Raw genomic sequence first — 16,416 nt, forward strand, 5'->3', positions numbered from 1 at the left:
GTCGTTGACATGAGCCAAGAACGCCGAAAACCCCCAACCGTGATCGGTCAGGGGTCTTCTTCCGTGTGGGGCTAACAGGATTTGAACCTGTGGCCTCATCCTTATCAGGGATGCGCTCTAACCAACTGAGCTATAGCCCCGCCGCGCTCTGCGGTGCGTGTCCCGCGCGCTGACTCCTGAAGATTAGCGCACGACGTGGGAAGTCCCAAAATCGGTTACCACGGGCGACCATCGGCCCGCCCCGGCCCGGCACCTCGGCCCTCCCGAGCCCACCCGCCCGGCCCGGCACCGGGGCCGGCTGTCAGTCCCGGGTGCCGGACGGCGTGCTTCCGCACGGGTCCGCGAGGACGGCGGCAGCCATCGCCGACCCGTGCGGGAACCGTCAGGGCGGCGGAGACCGCCGACGTATGCGGGAACCGTCAGAGCGGCGGACACCGCCGACGTATGCGGGAACCGTCAGAGCGGCGGACACCGCCGACGTATGCGGGAACCGTCAGAGCGGCGGACACCGCCGACGTATGCGCGAACCCCCAGGACGGCGGAGACCGCCGAAACGTGCGGGAACCGCTTACTCGTCCTCAGCCAGCGTCAGCTCGATGCCGCCCACGGAGGCCGCGGAGATGTTGTAGATGAAGGCGCCGAGGGTCGCGAGTGCGGTCGCCAGGACGACATCGATGACCGCGATGATCGTCGCGAAGATCAGGACGTGCGGCAGGGACAGGAAGGCCTGCAGGTCGAAGCCGTTGGACTCGTTCGAGCCGGTGGCCTCCAGGATCGTGCTTCCGACCGTCGAGAAGACGCCCATCGCGTCCATCACCATCCACAGCACCGCCGACGCCACGATCGTGCAGATGCCGAGCGCGATGGAGAGCAGGAAGCTGACCTTCATCACCGACCACGGGTCGGCCTTCGCCACTCTGAGGCGCGCCTTGCGGGTGCGGGGGGTGGTGCGTGCGCCGGTCCGGGGACGGCGTACGGCCCCGGTCGACGGCTGCGCCTGGTATGCCTGCGGCGGGTGATAGGGCGCCGCGGGCTGCTGCGGCCGGCGCTCCCCCGGCAGGGGGGAGGCGGGCGGCACGGTCGCCGCCGGCGCCGCGTCGGGCTGCGCGGCGCCCTGAGCGGCCGGACCCGCTTCAGCCGCCTGCTGCTGAGTCCCCGGGCCTCGGGTGTCCGTCACAGTTCCCCCCTGGGATCCATGGGTGTCAGGCGAGTGCGAGCCGGTCGCATCCGTGGCGGAGCCACGGCCGCCGCCGTCCGTTTCCGTGCCGGTCGATCCGGCGCCCGTGGCTCCACTCACGCTGACTCACTCCTCGTGCTACTCGGCCGAGGGCGCCTCACCCTCGTCCGTGCCGCTGGTCGTGGCTTCCTCGGCGGTCTCGTCCACGGCTTCGTCACCGTCGATCTCCTCCGCCTCGGGCCCCGCCTCGGCGTTGCGTGCGATGCCGACCACGGCATCGCGCTTGCCCAGGTTGATCAGTTGGACGCCCATGGTGTCACGGCCCGTCTCCCTGACCTCGTTGACTCGCGTACGAATCACACCGCCGGACAGCGTGATGGCGAGGATCTCGTCGCTCTCCTCGACCACCAGCGCGCCGACGAGCGAGCCGCGATCCTCAACGATCTTGGCGGCCTTGATGCCGAGGCCACCGCGACCCTGGACGCGGTACTCGTCGACGGCGGTCCGCTTCGCGTACCCACCGTCTGTGGCAGTGAACACGAACGTACCGGTTCGAACAACATTCATCGAGAGAAGCTCGTCTCCCCCGCGGAAACTCATCCCCTTCACACCGGAGGTGGCGCGCCCCATCGGGCGCAGGGACTCGTCGGTCGCGGTGAACCGGATCGACTGTGCCTTCTTGCTGATCAGAAGCAGATCGTCGTCAGGCGAAACGAGCTCGGCCCCGATCAGTTCGTCATCAGAACCGTTCTCGGTCTCCCGAAGGTTGATCGCGATGACGCCGCCGGAGCGGGGCGAATCGTAATCCTTCAGAGGCGTCTTCTTGACCAGACCGCCCTTGGTTGCGAGCACCAGGTACGGCGCGGCCTCGTAGTCGCGGATCGCCAGGATCTCGGCGATCGACTCGTCCGGCTGGAAGGCGAGCAGGTTCGCGACGTGCTGGCCGCGGGCGTCCCGGCCGGCGTCGGGCAGCTCATAGGCCTTGGCGCGGTAGACACGGCCCTTGTTGGTGAAGAACAGCAGCCAGTGGTGCGTCGTCGACACGAAGAAGTGGTCGACGATGTCGTCTTCCTTGAGCTTCGTGCCGCGCACGCCCTTGCCGCCGCGCTTCTGTGCGCGGTAGTCGTCGGTCTTCGTGCGCTTGATGTAACCGCCGCGGGTGACGGTGACGACGATGTCCTCCTCGGCGATGAGGTCCTCGATGGACATGTCACCGTCGAAGGGCACCAGTTGGCTGCGGCGGTCGTCGCCGTACTTCTCGACGATCGCGGCGAGTTCCTCGCTGATGATGCCGCGCTGGCGGACCGGCGAAGCCAGGATCCCGTTGTACTCGGTGATCTTCGTCTGGAGTTCGTCGTGCTCCTGGACGATCTTCTGGCGCTCCAGGGCGGCCAGACGCCGCAGCTGCATCTCGAGGATGGCGTTCGCCTGGATCTCGTCGATCTCCAGGAGGTTCATCAGACCGTCGCGCGCGATCTCGACCGTGTCGCTGCGCCGGATCAGCGCGATGACCTCGTCGATGGCGTCCAGGGCCTTGAGCAGACCGCGCAGGATGTGCGCACGCTCCTCGGCCTTGCGCAGCCGGAAGCGCGTACGGCGGACGATGACCTCGAGCTGGTGGGCCACCCAGTGGCGGATGAACGCGTCCAGCGAGAGGGTGCGCGGCACGCCGTCGACGAGCGCCAGCATGTTGGCGCCGAAGTTCGTCTGCAGGTCGGTGTGCTTGTACAGGTTGTTCAGGACGACCTTGGCGACCGCGTCCCGCTTGAGCACGATGACCAGGCGCTGGCCGGTGCGGGACGACGTCTCGTCGCGGACGTCCGCGATGCCGCCGATCTTGCCGTCCTTCACCAGGTCGGCGATCTTCTGCGCGAGGTTGTCGGGATTGACCTGGTACGGCAGCTCGGTGACCACCAGGCACTGGCGGTTCTGGATCTCCTCGACCTCGACGACCGCCCGCATGGTGATCGAGCCGCGGCCGGTGCGGTAGGCCTCCTCGATGCCCTTGCGGCCCACCACGAGGGCACCCGTCGGGAAGTCGGGGCCCTTGATGCGCTCGATGAGGGCGTCCAGCAGCTCCTCGTGCGAGGCCTCGGGGTTCTCCAGGTACCACTGGGCGCCCGCCGCGACCTCGCGGAGGTTGTGCGGCGGGATGTTGGTCGCCATGCCGACCGCGATACCGGCCGAACCGTTGATCAGCAGGTTCGGGAAGCGGGACGGCAGGACCGTCGGCTCCTGGGAGCGGCCGTCGTAGTTGTCCGTGAAGTCGACGGTCTCCTCGTCGATGTCGCGGACCATCTCCATGGACAGCGGCGCCATCTTGCACTCGGTGTAGCGCATGGCGGCCGCGGGGTCGTTGCCCGGGGAGCCGAAGTTGCCGTTGGAGTCCACCAGCGGCATCCGCATCGACCACGGCTGCGCGAGGCGGACCAGCGCGTCGTAGATCGAGGAGTCGCCGTGCGGGTGGTAGTTGCCCATGACGTCGCCGACGACGCGGGCGCACTTGTAGAAGCCCTTCTCGGGCCGGTAGCCGCCGTCGTACATCGCGTACAGGACGCGGCGGTGCACGGGCTTGAGGCCGTCACGCACGTCGGGGAGCGCACGCGAGACGATGACGGACATCGCGTAGTCGAGGTACGAGCGCTGCATCTCCGTCTCGAGCCCGACGGGCTCGACACGCAGGGTGGCCTCGGCGCCCTCGTCAGGAGTTACTGGGGTGTTCTCGTCGGCCATTGCTGGTGAAGATCCTTTCTGGTGCGGTCAGCTGAGACCGACTCAGATGTCGAGGAACCGGACGTCCTTGGCGTTGCGCTGGATGAACGCACGGCGCGCCTCGACGTCCTCGCCCATGAGGACCGAGAAGAGGTCGTCGGCCTGCGCGGCGTCGTCGAGGGTGACCTGGCCGAGGACGCGGTGGTCCACGTCCATGGTGGTGATGCGCAGTTCCTCCGCGTTCATCTCGCCGAGACCCTTGAAGCGCTGCACCGAGTCGTCCTTGATCCGCTTGCCGTTGCGGCGGCCCAGCTCGATCAGCGCGTCGCGCTCACGGTCCGAGTACGCGTACTCGAAGTCGTCCCGACCCCACTTGATCTTGTACAGCGGCGGACGCGACAGGAAGACGTGTCCCGCTTCGACCAGTGGCCGCATGAAGCGGAACAGGAACGTCAGCAGCAGCGTGTTGATGTGCTGGCCGTCGACGTCGGCGTCCGCCATCAGGATGATCTTGTGATAGCGGAGCTTCGAGATGTCGAAGTCCTCGTGCACACCGGTGCCGAACGCGGAGATCAGCGCCTGGATCTCCTGGTTCTGCAGGATCTTGTCGATCCGTGCCTTCTCGACGTTGAGGATCTTGCCTCGGATCGGGAGGATCGCCTGGTACTGCGGGTTGCGGCCCGACTTGGCCGAGCCGCCGGCGGAGTCACCCTCGACGATGAAGATCTCGCACTGGGTGGGGTCGTTCGACTGGCAGTCGGAGAGCTTGCCCGGCAGCGACGCGGACTCCAGGAGGCCCTTGCGGCGGGTCAGGTCGCGGGCCTTGCGGGCCGCCACGCGCGCGGTGGCCGCCTGGATCGACTTGCGGATGATGTCCGAGGCCTCGTTCGGGTTGCGGTCCAGCCAGTCGCTCAGGTGCTCGTGGGCGACCTTCTGCACGAAGGTCTTCGCCTCCGTGTTGCCCAGCTTGGTCTTGGTCTGGCCCTCGAACTGGGGCTCGCCCAGCTTGACCGAGATGATCGCGGTCAGACCCTCGCGGATGTCGTCACCCGTGAGGTTGTCGTCCTTCTCGCGCAGAAGCTTCTTGTCGCGCGCGTACCGGTTGATGAGGCCGGTGAGCGCCGCACGGAAGCCCTCCTCGTGCGTACCGCCCTCGTGGGTGTGGATCGTGTTCGCGAAGGAGTACACGCCCTCGCTGTACCCGTTGTTCCACTGCATCGCGACCTCGACGGACAGGAGCTTCTCCTTGTCCTCGGCCTCGATGGAGATCACGGAGGGGTGCACCACGTCTCCCTTGCGGGAGTTGAGGTACTTCACGAAGTCGACGATGCCGCCCTCGTAGTGGTACGTGACGGTCTTGACCTCGGGGGTCTCGTCCGCGCCCGCCTCGTCCGCCTTGGCCGTGGCCTTCGCGGACTCGCGCTCGTCGGTGAGCTTGATCGTCAGGCCCTTGTTGAGGAACGCCATCTCCTGGAAGCGCCGCGAGAGCGTCTCGAAGGAGTAGTCGGTCGTCTCGAAGATGTCCGGGTCGGCCCAGAAGGTGACCGAGGTGCCGGTCTCGTCGGTGGACTCGTGCCGCTGGAGCGGCGCCGTGGGGACGCCCATCTTGTATTCCTGCGTCCAGCGGTAGCCGTCACGCCTGATCTCGACCGAGATCTTGGTGGACAGCGCGTTCACCACGGACACGCCCACGCCGTGCAGACCGCCGGAGACCGCGTATCCGCCGCCGCCGAACTTCCCGCCCGCGTGCAGCACGGTCAGCACGATCTCGACGGCCGGCTTCTTCTCGACCGGATGGATGTCCACCGGGATGCCACGGCCGTTGTCGACCACGCGCACGCCGCCGTCGGCGAGGATCGTGACGTCGATCGTGTCCGCGTATCCGGCCAGCGCCTCGTCGACCGCGTTGTCGACGACCTCGTACACAAGGTGGTGGAGTCCGCGCTCACCGGTCGAGCCGATGTACATGCCGGGTCGCTTGCGGACCGCGTCCAGACCCTCGAGGACGGTGATGGCGCTGGCGTCGTACGAGGCGGAGACCTCGCTGTTCGAGGCTGTGGCCTCGCCGTTGACGTCGGCGTCGGCGGACGGGATGTTCTCGTTGGGGTTGCCGGAATCGGCCACGAAGCGCCCTTTCTGGCACAGCACAAACCAGGCTCGTCGGCGGGTTGCCGGAGCGGCTGCGGCATGTTGCGTTGGTAAGCCTTGATCAGCGTTGCTCAGCTTGTCCCGGACGGTCCCCACGACTGGGGCGGGATTGTCTTCCAGTCTACCGGTAGCGCCGACAGTGATGGGGGTTTGCGGGCACCTGAGTCCGCATGTGCCGCCCTCAACCGGTCTTGGCCGACTCCCCATATGCGGAACGGGGCTCCAAGAGGCTCTGAGCGGCACTCAGCGCTTCCGGCCGTCAACCCTTGGCAATATCGGAGTCAGACCGGTGTTCGCGACCGCATGCGGTCACGCCCGAAGAGCCGTCGGCACCTGCTCCGAGCGGCCCCGAGTGATGTCGGTCACCCGTAGGTGTCACCGGGTCCCGTGCTCCCGGGGGCGCGCAGGGGACCGAAGCGACGGGCGGGGCCTCCGGGGCCGTGAACCTTGATCAGCCGGACCCTGCCGTGCCCTAGATCCTCGTTGAGACGCGCGACCAGCTGGGGGGCCAGCAGCCGCAGCTGCGTCGCCCACGCCGTGGAATCGCACTGCACGGTCAGCACGCGCTCGTCCTCGTCGTACCGCTGCGGGACACAGTGCTTGGCGAGGTCCTCGCCGACGATCTGCGGCCAGCGGCCCATCACGCCCCCCACCGCGGCGGGAGTCTCCCAGCCCCGCTCGGTGATCAGCCGGTTGATGGCGGCACCGAGCGCCATGGGGTCGCGGCCGTCGGCGCGGGCGCCGGATCGCAGGCCGCCGCGCCGCGCCTGCTTCTTCTGCTGCGCCGCGTCCCCCCGCGCGCGTGCCTGCTCCTTCGCGGCCCTGAGCGCCACGCGCGCGAGATCCACGCCGGACAGCTCGGGCGTCTTCTTCGGTGCGGGTTCGTCGGTGCTCATGCGCGCTCCACGGTGCCGTCGGACACGGTGTACCGCATCCCCGTCAGTACGTGCGGTACGTCGTCGTCGACCGCGGCGGTCACCAGGACCTGCTCCCCGGGCGCGACCAGCTCCGCCAGCCGCTCACGGCGGTGGGTGTCCAGTTCGGCGAAGACGTCGTCCAGCACGAGCACCGGTTCGTTGCCCTCCGCGCGCAGCAGGTCGTACGACGCCAGGCGCAGCGCCAGCGCGTAGGACCAGGATTCGCCGTGGGACGCGTACCCCTTGGCGGGCAGCTGGCCGAGCTTCAGCAGCAGATCGTCCCGATGGGGTCCGACCAGGGTGACGCCGCGCTCGATCTCCTGCTTGCGGGCCTCGGCGAGTGCGGCCGTCAGCTGCTCGTAGAGGGCCTCGCGGGTGTGGGCCTCACCCGGCGCGGACGGCTTGTACTCCAGGGCCAGCGGGCCCCCGCCGGGAGCCAGCTGCTCGTAGGCCTTGTCGGCGAGCGGCTGGATCGCGGCGATCAGGTCGAGGCGCTGGGCGAGCAGTTCGGCACCCGCCCGCGCGAGGTGCTGGTCCCACACGTCCAGCGTGGACAGGTCCATGGAACGGCCCCCGTGTCGGCGGGCCAGCGCGGCGGTCTTGAGGAGGGTGTTGCGCTGCTTGAGGACCCGGTCGTAGTCGGAGCGGACGCCCGCCATGCGCGGGGAGCGGGCGGTGATCAGCTCGTCGAGGAAACGGCGCCGCTCACCCGGGTCGCCCTTGACCAGGGCGAGGTCCTCGGGCGCGAACAGCACGCTCCGCACAATGCCGAGCACATCGCGGGGCCTTGCCTGGGAGGACCTGTTGATGCGGGCGCGGTTGGCCTTGCCCGGGTTCAGCTCCAGCTCGACCAGCTGCTGCCGCTCGCCCTGGCGCACCGCGGCCCGGATGATCGCGCGGTCGGCTCCCATACGGACGAGGGGGGCGTCGGAGGAGACGCGGTGGCTGCCGAGCGTGGCGAGATAGCCGACCGCCTCGACGAGGTTCGTCTTGCCCTGTCCGTTGGGGCCGACGAAGGCGGTGACGCCCGGGTCGAGCGGGACCTCGACCCGGGCGTACGAGCGGAAGTCGGCCAGCGACAGATGCGTGACGTGCATGGTCGTTCGCCGACCTCCCCCAAGGTTGTGGACCGCCGGGCGGCCCTGTGGACTACTTCTTCTCGACCGCGTGGCCGCCGAACTGGTTGCGCAGCGCCGCGATCATCTTCATCTGCGGCGAGTCGTCCTGCCGCGAGCTGAACCGCGCGAACAGCGACGCGGTGATCGCGGGCAGCGGCACCGCGTGGTCGATGGCGGCCTCGACGGTCCAGCGGCCCTCTCCGGAGTCCGCCGCCCAGCCGCGCAGCTTGTCCAGGTGCTCGTCCTCGTCAAGGGCGTTGACCGCGAGGTCCAGCAGCCAGGAACGGATGACCGTGCCCTCCTGCCAGGAGCGGAAGACCTCGCGGACGTTCTCCACGGAGTCGACCCTCTCCAGCAGCTCCCAGCCCTCGGCGTAGGCCTGCATCATCGCGTACTCGATGCCGTTGTGGACCATCTTCGCGAAGTGGCCCGCACCGACCTTGCCCGCGTGCACCGAGCCGAAGTCGCCCTCCGGCTTGAGGGCGTCGAAGACCGGCTGCACCTTGGCGACGTTCTCGGCGTCACCGCCGTACATCAGCGCATAGCCGTTCTGCAGGCCCCAGACGCCGCCGGAGACGCCGCAGTCGACGAAGCCTATGCCCTTGGCCGCAAGCTCCTCGGCGTGCTTCTCGTCGTCCGTCCAGCGGGAGTTCCCGCCGTCCACGACGACGTCCCCGGGCTCGAGGAGCTCGGCCAGCTCGTCGATCGTGGACTGGGTCGGGGCACCGGCCGGGACCATCACCCACACCACGCGCGGGCCCGCGAGCTTGCCCACAAGCTCTTCCAGGCTGTGGACGTCGGCGAGGTCCGGGTTGCGGTCGTATCCGATGACGGTGTGGCCTGCGCGGCGGATCCGCTCGCGCATGTTGCCGCCCATCTTGCCGAGGCCGACGAGACCGAGCTCCATCAGTTGTTCCTTAGGTTGGGACGTGGCATGAGGGCACTTTCGTACCCGCGTCCGAGCCTAAACCCGCACTCTCCTGCACACCTGTGGGCATACGCGCTCATACGTAGGCCCTCACCTGCGGCTTCGCCGGGTGGGCCCGATGATCCACCGGGCCCACCCGGTGCTGTGGACGGTCGTCGGCCACTGAGCCGCAGCCGCACCGGCGTACTGCGATCTTGTGGGAGACGACCCGGACCCGGCCGAGGCTCCCGGACCGGGCTCAGCCGCTGAGCCGCACCGGCATGATCAGGTACTTGTACGCCTCGTCCGCCTCGGCGTCCACGGCCGGCTTGCCGCTGAGCAGCGCGGGCTTCGTGGACGTCGTGAAGGACAGCTGGGCCACCGGCGAGTCGATCGCGCTCAGGCCGTCCAGCAGGAAGGTCGGGTTGAAGGCGATCGAGATGTCGTCACCCTCCAGCTGCGCGTCGACCCTCTCCACAGCCTGTGCGTCGTCGCTGGAGCCGGCCTCCAGGATCAGCACGCCCTGCTCGAAGCTGAGCCGCACCGGGGTGTTGCGCTCGGCGACGAGGGCGACGCGCTTGACGGCCTCCACGAAGGGGGCGGTCTCGATGGTGGCGACCGAGTTGAACTCCGTCGGGAACAGCGTGCGGTACTTCGGGAGGTCACCCTCGAGGAGTCGGGTGGTCGTCCGCCGCCCGGCTCCCTCGAAACCGATCAGGCCCTCGCCCGCGCCCGAGCCGGACAGCGCGAGGATCACGCTGTCGCCGCTGGTCAGCGCCTTGGCGGTGTCCAGGAGCGTCTTGGCGGGTACCAGGGCGACCGCGGACGCCTCCGGGTTCTCCGGCTTCCACAGGAACTCGCGGACCGCGAAGCGGTAGCGGTCGGTGGAGGCCAGCGTGACCGTGTCGCCCTCGATCTCGATGCGCACACCGGTGAGGACGGGCAGCGTGTCGTCACGGCCGGCGGCGATGGCGACCTGCTGCACGGCGGAGGCGAAGACCTCGCCCGGGACCGTGCCCGTCGCATTCGGCATCTGGGGAAGCGCCGGGTACTCCTCCACCGGGAGGGTGTGGAGGGTGAACCGCGAGGAGCCGCAGACCACCGTCGCCCGTACACCGTCTGTGGAAATCTCCACGGGGCGGTTGGGGAGAGCCCGGGAGATGTCGGCGAGGAGCCGGCCGGAGACGAGGACCGTGCCCTCCTCCTCGACCTCCGCCTCCACGGAGACCCGCGCGGAGACCTCGTAGTCGAAGCTGGACAGGCTCAGCTGGCCGTCCTCGGCCTTCAGCAGCAGGCCCGCGAGGACAGGCGCCGGCGGACGGGCCGGGAGGCTGCGCGCCGCCCAGGCCACTGCCTCCGCGAGTACGTCGCGTTCCACCCGGATCTTCACCGTAAGCCGCCTCCTGCTGTTGCCGGCGTTCTCGCCCTGCTTCGCCTTCGTCGTCTGACTCGGTGTCGCCGGTCCCTGTGAGGGGAAGGACACCGGGGACCAGTCTGACGCACGGCACTGACAGTAGGTGCCTCTCGGGGTCAAGTCGTGACGAGGGGCGGCCGGGAGCCGGAGAGCGAGTTGTGCACAGGCCCCGCTTCGAAACGAAATCCCAGCTCTCTCTAGTTGGGAGTAGTAGTAGGGGCTGTGGATACCGTGGATAACCGCGTTTTCCCAGCTCAGAGGCGATATTTTGTCCACTGACCCTGTGGGCGGGAGCAGTGGACAACCAGGTGTCTCTGTGGAGAACGGAAAGTTCTGCACACCCCATGCACAGCCGCGGGGCACTTCTCCCCAACGCCGTCCCCAGCTTTACCCACCTTTCCCACAGCCCACCGCGGCACCTTGGTGTGACGCCTTTCACTCGACCTGGTGAGGGGGAGCGTCGTGTTGCCGAACAGTGGACAGGGATGTGGAGAAGCCGGCGATCACTGGGGACAACCGGCCGCAGCCTGTGGGCTGTCGGTGGACAACTCCGTGCACAGCCTGTGGATCTTCCTTTTGTCCACAGTCTGTGGAGATCGTTCGTCCACCAATCCACAAGCGTCTGAGCTGGACTGATCGTCTTTCAACAGCACAGCCTGTGGATGCCGTCTGGACAACTCCACAGTCCCCAGGATGTGGACGCGAGAAAGTCACCGAATCTGTGGAGAGTGGCCGTAACCCCGCAGATATTCGAACAGCGGATGGCCGGCGAACGACGAAGGGCGCCGCCGGGATCTGCTCCCGAGGGCGCCCTCAGTGCCGTGTGCGTGCGGCGGTCAGCCGTTCTTGATGCGGTTCGTCAGCTCAGTCACCTGGTTGTAGATGGAGCGCCGCTCGGCCATCAGCGCGCGGATCTTGCGGTCGGCGTGCATCACCGTCGTGTGGTCCCGGCCGCCGAACTGGGCACCGATCTTCGGCAGCGACAGGTCCGTCAGCTCACGGCACAGATACATGGCGATCTGCCGGGCGGTGACCAGGGCGCGGCCCCGCGAGGTGCCGCACAGGTCCTCCACCGTCAACCCGAAGTAGTCGGCGGTGGCAGCCATGATGGCGGTCGCGGTGATCTCGGGGGCCGTGTCCTCGCCGCCGGGGATCAGGTCCTTGAGGACGATCTCCGTCAGACCGAGGTCCACGGGCTGACGGTTGAGCGAGGCGAACGCCGTCACCCGGATCAGGGCGCCTTCCAGCTCACGGATGTTGCGCGAGATGCGGGAGGCGATGAACTCCAGCACCTCCGGAGGCGCGTTCAGCTGCTCCTGCACCGCCTTCTTGCGCAGGATCGCGATGCGCGTCTCCAGCTCGGGCGGCTGGACGTCGGTGATCAGGCCCCACTCGAAGCGGTTGCGCAGCCGGTCCTCCAGGGTGACCAGCTGTTTGGGCGGCCGGTCCGAGGACAGCACGATCTGCTTGTTGGCGTTGTGGAGGGTGTTGAACGTGTGGAAGAACTCCTCCTGCGTCGACTCCTTCTGCGCCAGGAACTGGATGTCGTCGACCAACAGGATGTCCATGTCGCGGTAGCGCTTGCGGAACGCGTCCGCCTTGCCGTCGCGGATGGAGTTGATGAACTCGTTGGTGAACTCCTCCGAGCTCACGTACCGTACCCGCGTGCCCGGGTAGAGGCTGCGTGCGTAGTGCCCGATGGCATGCAGCAGGTGTGTCTTGCCGAGCCCCGACTCCCCGTAGATGAAGAGGGGGTTGTACGCCTTCGCTGGCGCCTCGGCGACGGCGACCGCGGCGGCGTGTGCGAAGCGGTTCGAGGCACCGATGACGAACGTGTCGAAAAGGTACTTCGGGTTGAGGCGCGCGGTGGGCTCGCCCGGTCCGGTCGCGGGTGCGGGCTGTGCGGCCAGCGGGCCGGGAGCGCCGGTGGTGGGCAGGCCGGGCCCGCCCGGGCCGCCCCGGTGCACCTGGCCGTTGCCGGATGACTGCTCCGGGAGCTCGCGTCGGTCGGGGCGCTGCCGGTCGTAGTCGGGGCGCGGGCTCTCGTAGTCCGGACGTGCGCTCTCGTAGTCCGGGCGCTGCTGCTCGTACGGCGGACGCTCCAGCGACTGCGCGCGGTAGTCCGGTGCCGGCGTCGCGTAGGGGTCGCGCTCGGGAAAACCGAGGCGCTGCTGCTGCCAGCCGTAGTCGTCCTGGGAGGCGCGCGGCCAGGCTCCGGGCTCGGGGCGCTGGTATTCGCCCGGATACGCCGGTCGGGCGGGGGGGAGCTGGTCCGCGCGGGCGGGCGGAAGCTGATCGCCGGGGCCGGGGGGGAGCTGCTCGGGTCGGCCCACGCGGTGGTCGTCGGAGCGGTGGCGGCCGTATCCCTCGTAGCCGCCCTGGCCGTCGTACACATCGCGGCTCTGGGAGGGGTCGTATGCGTCGCGGCCCTGGCGGGAGGGAAGCTCGGGCTCCTCGTAGCGTGGCTGGGCGGACGGGGCCGGAGGCTCGCCGGCGGAGTCGTCGACGGTGATCGCGATGCGGATCGGGCGGCCGCACTCGCGGCTCAGCGTGTCGCTGACGATCGGCGCGAGCCGCCCCTCGAGGACACCCTTGGCAAACTCGTTCGGCACGGCGAGCAGGGCGGTGTCGGCGACCAGCGCCAGCGGCTGGCAGCGCTTGATCCAGTGCTCGTCCTTCGCCTCGACACCCGGCCCGCGCCCCTCACCGAGAAGCTGCTCGAGTACTCGTGGCCACACTGCGGCAAGATCGGCAGGGACGTCAGCCACAGGGCACGCTCTCTCACGGGTCCCACGAACGTGTGGTTGCGGGACGGATCGGTATGTAACTCGGGTGAGCCCGGGTCGGGGGCAAAACTGCTGGGGTGGGGACAAGGGAACGAATCGGAGTTCAGCCACGGTAGTCAGGGCGGCCGGTACGGTTCAAGTTGTTGTCCCCAGCCTGTGGACAAGTGTCTCTCCCCGGCCGTTGGTTTGACCGGATGGCGTAGCCCCGCGTACCGTAACCAGGTCGAGTTGTCGATGGCTGCTGCCGCCTGCCTCCGATGGGCACAGATCACGTACTCGTGCTCCTACCAGGGCACATTCGGTGATCGGGAAGCGGTGCACTCGGGCGTAATGCGAGCTACTCGTGGGCGCACGGTGACAGCCAGGCGACACCCCGCCACCCACCGAATCATTACTGGAGCCCCCGAGTGAGCAAGCGCACCTTCCAGCCGAACAACCGTCGTCGCGCGAAGACCCACGGCTTCCGGCTGCGTATGCGCACCCGTGCCGGCCGCGCCATCCTGGCGTCCCGCCGCAGCAAGGGTCGCGCCCGCCTGTCCGCCTGATCGCTTACAGGTCATGACGTGCTGCCTACCGAGCATCGGCTGAGGCGGCGCGAGGACTTCGCGACCGCGGTACGTCGAGGACGTCGGGCCGGACGCCCGCTTCTCGTCGTCCACCTTCGTAGCGGTGCCACGGACCCGCATGCGCCTGGGGAGAGCGCTCCCCCGACGCGTGCGGGTTTCGTCGTGAGCAAGGCTGTGGGTGGAGCGGTCGTGCGCAACAAGGTGAAGCGCAGACTTCGCCACCTGATGCGGGACCGAGTGGCCCTGTTGCCCCCCGGTAGCCTGGTAGTCGTACGAGCGCTGCCCGGTGCGGGTGACGCCGACCATGCACAGCTGGCCCGAGACCTGGACGCCGCCCTCCAGCGGCTGCTGGGAGGAGGGGGCACGCGATGAAGTACCCGCTGCTGGCTCTGATCAAGCTCTACCAGTGGACGATCAGTCCGCTGCTCGGGCCGGTATGCAAGTACTACCCGTCGTGTTCCCACTACGGGTACACAGCCATCGACCGGCACGGTGCGATCAAGGGAACGGCACTCACCGCCTGGCGCATCCTGCGGTGCAATCCGTGGTCGCTCGGCGGTGTGGACCATGTCCCGCCGCGCAAGCGTCCGCGGTGGCACGAAATGCTGCGCGACGCCTGGCGTGCACGCAAGGGCGGGCCCTCCGCCGCCGAACCGGCCATCGAGGGGAACATCTCCTCGAGCCCGGCCGCAGAGACCTCGTCCCATGTCCAAGGAGCATGATTAGTGGACACGATTGCCAGCCTCTTCAGCTTCATCACGACACCCGTCTCCTGGGTCATCGTCCAGTTCCACATGGTGTATGGCGCGATCTTCGGCGCCGACACGGGCTGGGCCTGGGGCCTGTCCATCGTGTCCCTGGTGATCCTGATTCGTATCTGCCTGATCCCGCTCTTCGTGAAGCAGATCAAGGCGACCCGGGCCATGCAGACGCTCCAGCCCGAGATGAAGAAGATCCAGGAGCGCTACAAGAACGACAAGCAGCGTCAGTCCGAAGAGATGATGAAGCTGTACAAGGAGTCGGGCACCAACCCGCTCTCCTCGTGCCTTCCCATCCTGGCGCAGTCTCCGTTCTTCTTCGCCCTGTACCACGTGCTCAACGCCATTGCGACGAGCAAGACGATCGGCGTCCTCAACGAGCCGCTGCTCGCCAGCGCCCGTAAGGCACACATCTTCGGCGCCCCGCTGGCCGCGAAGTTCACGGACAGCGCCGACAAGGTGGCTTCTCTCGGTGCCTCGCTGACAGACGTCCGTGTCGTCACCGCGATCATGATCGTGCTGATGTCGGCGTCGCAGTTCTACACGCAGCGCCAGCTGATGACCAAGAACGTCGACACGACGGTGAAGACGCCCTTCATGCAGCAGCAGAAGATGCTGATGTACGTCTTCCCGGTCATGTTCGCCGTCTTCGGCATCAACTTCCCGGTCGGTGTCCTCGTCTACTGGCTGACCACCAACGTGTGGACCATGGGCCAGCAGATGTACGTGATCCACAACAACCCGACCCCGGGTTCCAAGGCTCAGGCCGCCTACCTGGAGCGCCTTCACAAGCACGTCACGCACCACGGCAAGACCCGCAACCGGCGTGAGAAGGCCATCGTCAAGGCGATCGTCACCAAGGGTCGCGACCGCAACGAGTTCGAGCGCAAGTTCATCAACGGTCTGACCAAGGCCGGCCTCGCGGCCCAGACCGACGGCACCGTGGTGAAGGGTGAGGCCGCGGCCGTGGCCACCGTCGAGGACGGCCCCGCGACCGCTGGTGCGGCGCCCAAGCGCCAGCAGCCCAAGCGGCAGAGCAAGTCACAGCGCCAGTCCGGTGGTGCCAAGTCCGCGGGTGGCTCGGAGACGGACTCGTCTTCGCTGAGTGAGTCCGACGAGCCGCAGGATGCCAAGTCGGCCGACGCCGCCAAGAAGGCGACGTCCCAGCCCGGCAGCGGCTCCCGCAGCAAGGCCCAGTCCGGCCAGCGCAAGGGTCCGCAGCGGCCCAAGTCCCCGTCCAAGAAGTAAGAAGGAGTCCATCCCGTGACGGAAGGCACCACCTCCGCCGCTGCCGAGGGTGCAGACACCCTGACCCGCCTGGAGCAGGAGGGCGAGATCGCGGCGGACTACCTCGAGGGTTTGCTGGACATCGCCGACCTCGACGGTGATATCGACATGGACGTCGAGGCGGACCGTGCAGCCGTGTCGATCATCAGTGACACGGGCAGCCGCGACCTGCAGAAGTTGGTCGGCCGTGACGGCGAGGTGCTGGAGGCGCTCCAGGAGCTCACGCGCCTGGCTGTGCACCGGGAGACCGGGGACCGCAGCCGGCTGATGCTGGACATCGGGGGCTACCGCGCCAAGAAGCGTGCAGAGCTCTCGGAGCTGGGCGCCAAGGCTGCTGCAGAGGTCAAGAGCACCGGCGAGCCCGTGAAACTCAAGCCGATGTCGCCCTTCGAGCGCAAGGTGGTGCATGACGCGGTCAAGGCCGCGGGCCTGCGCAGCGAGTCCGAGGGCGAGGAGCCGCAGCGCTTCGTCATCGTGCTGCCCGCCTGATTCGGTCCGTACGTTTCTTCGGCCCCGTCTGTAGCGCAGGCGGGGCCGAACTTTGTCAGCCTGGTAGTGCCCTCGGGGCTGCGGTCCCGGCAGCCGGTAGTTCCTGTTAGTCCTGGTGATCTGCGCTCAGTGCGCCC

13 protein-coding genes and 1 tRNA gene are annotated in these 16,416 nt (G+C 68.1%); 5 read left to right on the plus strand and 9 right to left on the minus strand.

What is annotated here, in order from left to right; translation table 11 throughout:
• Positions 1-66: 66 nt before the first annotated feature.
• The 9 genes from AAW14_RS07575 to dnaA form a co-directional block, all read right to left on the minus strand.
• Positions 67-140, minus strand: a tRNA-Ile gene (locus AAW14_RS07575).
• A gap of 428 nt (positions 141-568) precedes the next feature.
• Positions 569-1,297: a DUF3566 domain-containing protein gene (locus AAW14_RS07580; protein WP_265561222.1), complete on the minus strand. Its 729-nt coding sequence runs from the start codon at positions 1,295-1,297 to the stop codon at positions 569-571.
• An 18-nt stretch (positions 1,298-1,315) separates the two neighbouring features.
• Complete coding sequence (gene gyrA, locus AAW14_RS07585) at positions 1,316-3,910, minus strand: DNA gyrase subunit A (protein WP_265561224.1); 2,595 nt, start codon at positions 3,908-3,910, stop codon at positions 1,316-1,318.
• Positions 3,911-3,952: 42 nt separating this feature from the next.
• Positions 3,953-6,037, minus strand: a complete 2,085-nt coding sequence (gene gyrB, locus AAW14_RS07590) for a DNA topoisomerase (ATP-hydrolyzing) subunit B (protein WP_322741018.1) — start codon at positions 6,035-6,037, stop codon at positions 3,953-3,955.
• A gap of 362 nt (positions 6,038-6,399) precedes the next feature.
• A complete protein-coding gene (locus AAW14_RS07595) occupies positions 6,400-6,933 on the minus strand; it encodes a DUF721 domain-containing protein (protein ID WP_265561226.1) in 534 nt (177 codons plus the stop codon).
• On the minus strand, positions 6,930-8,051 hold the full coding sequence (gene recF / locus AAW14_RS07600) for a DNA replication/repair protein RecF (protein ID WP_265561228.1): 1,122 nt from the start codon (positions 8,049-8,051) through the stop codon (positions 6,930-6,932). Before recF ends, AAW14_RS07595 begins: the two co-directional genes overlap by 4 nt.
• Before the next feature lie 52 nt (positions 8,052-8,103).
• Positions 8,104-8,979: a phosphogluconate dehydrogenase (NAD(+)-dependent, decarboxylating) gene (gene gnd / locus AAW14_RS07605; protein ID WP_265561230.1), complete on the minus strand. Its 876-nt coding sequence runs from the start codon at positions 8,977-8,979 to the stop codon at positions 8,104-8,106.
• Positions 8,980-9,238: 259 nt separating this feature from the next.
• Complete coding sequence (gene dnaN / locus AAW14_RS07610) at positions 9,239-10,369, minus strand: DNA polymerase III subunit beta (RefSeq protein ID WP_265561481.1); 1,131 nt, start codon at positions 10,367-10,369, stop codon at positions 9,239-9,241.
• Positions 10,370-11,229: 860 nt separating this feature from the next.
• Positions 11,230-13,161, minus strand: coding sequence for a chromosomal replication initiator protein DnaA (dnaA, locus tag AAW14_RS07615; protein WP_265561232.1), 1,932 nt, complete (start codon positions 13,159-13,161; stop codon positions 11,230-11,232).
• 425 nt (positions 13,162-13,586) lie between these two features.
• On the opposite strand from dnaA, the gene rpmH reads away from it, so the two are divergent.
• From rpmH to AAW14_RS07640, 5 genes are read left to right on the plus strand one after another with little or no spacing between them, the layout of a single operon-like run.
• Entirely contained in the window at positions 13,587-13,724 is a 138-nt protein-coding gene (gene rpmH, locus AAW14_RS07620) for a 50S ribosomal protein L34 (RefSeq protein ID WP_003956500.1), read from the plus strand.
• Positions 13,725-13,742: 18 nt separating this feature from the next.
• Positions 13,743-14,117, plus strand: a complete 375-nt coding sequence (gene rnpA, locus AAW14_RS07625; RefSeq protein WP_265561234.1) for a ribonuclease P protein component — start codon at positions 13,743-13,745, stop codon at positions 14,115-14,117.
• Entirely contained in the window at positions 14,114-14,467 is a 354-nt protein-coding gene (gene yidD / locus AAW14_RS07630; RefSeq protein WP_265561236.1) for a membrane protein insertion efficiency factor YidD, read from the plus strand. The genes rnpA and yidD overlap by 4 nt, the downstream gene beginning before the upstream one ends.
• 3 nt (positions 14,468-14,470) lie before the next feature.
• Positions 14,471-15,751, plus strand: a complete 1,281-nt coding sequence (yidC, locus tag AAW14_RS07635) for a membrane protein insertase YidC (RefSeq protein ID WP_265561238.1) — start codon at positions 14,471-14,473, stop codon at positions 15,749-15,751.
• 15 nt (positions 15,752-15,766) lie between these two features.
• Positions 15,767-16,279, plus strand: a complete 513-nt coding sequence (locus AAW14_RS07640; RefSeq protein ID WP_265561240.1) for a protein jag — start codon at positions 15,767-15,769, stop codon at positions 16,277-16,279.
• The last annotated feature ends 137 nt before the right edge of the window (positions 16,280-16,416 follow it).

The sequence above is a fragment of the Streptomyces hygroscopicus genome, assembly GCF_026168105.1.
Classification (GTDB): Bacteria; Actinomycetota; Actinomycetes; order Streptomycetales; family Streptomycetaceae; genus Streptomyces; species Streptomyces hygroscopicus_D.

Excerpts from the sequence above, each read along its gene's own strand:
- recF (WP_265561228.1), bottom strand. The coding sequence starts at position 8,051 with ATGCACGTCACGCATCTGTCGCTGGCCGACTTCCGCTCGTACGCCCGG.
- yidD (WP_265561236.1), top strand. The coding sequence starts at position 14,114 with ATGAAGTACCCGCTGCTGGCTCTGATCAAGCTCTACCAGTGGACGATC.
- gyrA (WP_265561224.1), bottom strand. The coding sequence starts at position 3,910 with ATGGCCGACGAGAACACCCCAGTAACTCCTGACGAGGGCGCCGAGGCC.
- AAW14_RS07595 (WP_265561226.1), bottom strand. The coding sequence starts at position 6,933 with ATGAGCACCGACGAACCCGCACCGAAGAAGACGCCCGAGCTGTCCGGC.
- gnd (WP_265561230.1), bottom strand. The coding sequence starts at position 8,979 with ATGGAGCTCGGTCTCGTCGGCCTCGGCAAGATGGGCGGCAACATGCGC.